Source organism: Mycobacterium sp. NAZ190054, from assembly GCF_001545925.1.
GTDB lineage: Bacteria > Actinomycetota > Actinomycetes > Mycobacteriales > Mycobacteriaceae > Mycobacterium.
This window is the reverse complement of sequence record NZ_LMVQ01000470.1, coordinates 1-1,130: the sequence shown is the minus strand read 5'-3', so window position 1 is coordinate 1,130 and position 1,130 is coordinate 1. Positions and strand designations below refer to the sequence as shown.

General features: G+C 70.1%; 1 protein-coding gene and 2 pseudogenes. 2 read left to right on the top strand and 1 reads right to left on the bottom strand.

Annotation, left to right across the window (positions count from 1 at the left end):
- Window positions 1-126: pseudogene (locus ASJ79_RS34440) on the bottom strand (DUF2567 domain-containing protein); the annotation flags it as partial.
- Between ASJ79_RS34440 and ASJ79_RS35250 the strand changes: the two are divergent.
- Both ASJ79_RS35250 and rpe read left to right on the top strand, forming a co-directional pair.
- Window positions 126-236: pseudogene (locus ASJ79_RS35250) on the top strand (hypothetical protein); the annotation flags it as partial. The pseudogenes ASJ79_RS34440 and ASJ79_RS35250 overlap by 1 nt on opposite strands.
- 20 nt (window positions 237-256) lie before the next feature.
- Window positions 257-961 (top strand): ribulose-phosphate 3-epimerase, encoded by a 705-nt coding sequence (gene rpe, locus ASJ79_RS24435; protein WP_067961067.1) that lies wholly within the window; start codon window positions 257-259, stop codon window positions 959-961.
- Window positions 962-1,130 lie beyond the last annotated feature (169 nt).

Below are 1,130 nucleotides of genomic sequence, written 5' to 3'. Positions count from 1 at the left end.
CGCGGCGATCACGGCCAGCACCGAGAGCATGCCGACCACCAGGGCGGCGGAGGTGAACCAGTGGTCGGACTCGGCGCCCAGATGGGCCTTGATCCGGTCACCGCCGCGCGTCAGCGCCACCACACCGGGAGCTGTTCGCGCCGGCCGACGACACCGGCGACGGCCGGTCGGTGCAGCTGTGGCCGCACCGGCACGGCACCGACGCGATGTTCGCCGCCGCGCTCCGCGTGAACTGAGCACCGATAGGCTGAAACCCATGTCCGGACCGCTCGCCCGAGAAGCCACGAACTCCCCGCTCATCGCGCCGTCGATTCTGTCCGCGGATTTCGCCAGGCTGGCCGACGAGTCCGCTGCCGTCGAGGACGCCGACTGGCTGCACGTCGACGTGATGGACAACCACTTCGTCCCGAACCTGACCCTCGGTCTGCCGGTGGTGGAATCCCTGCTCAAGGTCACCAGCATCCCGATGGACTGCCATCTGATGATCGAGAACCCCGAGCGGTGGGCCCCGCCCTACGCCGAGGCGGGCGCCCACAACGTCACCATCCACGCCGAGGCCACCGACAACCCGGTCGCCGTGGCCCGCGACATCCGTGCCGCGGGCGGCAAGGCCGGGCTCGCGGTCAAGCCGGGCACGCCGCTGGAGCCGTACCTGGAGATCCTGCGTGACTTCGACACGCTGCTGGTGATGTCGGTCGAGCCGGGTTTCGGCGGGCAGAAGTTCATCGCCGAGGTGCTGCCGAAGGTCGGCACCGCGCGGCGACTGGTCGACGCGGGGGAACTGAGCATCCTGATCGAGATCGACGGCGGCATCAACGCCGACACCATCGAGGCCGCAGCCGAGGCCGGCGTCGACTGCTTCGTGGCCGGGTCGGCGGTCTACAGCGCGGCGGACCCGGCCGCGGCGGTGCAGTCGCTGCGCAGGCAGGCCGCCTCGGCGTCCAAACACCTGACACTGTGAACCTCGACGCCGCGATGGCCGCGGCCATCGAGCAGTCCGAGCGGGTCACAGGTCATGCGGAGGCAGATGCGCCGCGAATCCCTCGTGGCCCATGCGATCCCATCGCCGGCTATCACGCGGCCTTTGCAACACTCGTTGCGCTGTGGTCGCGAATGCACTCGGGGAGCGG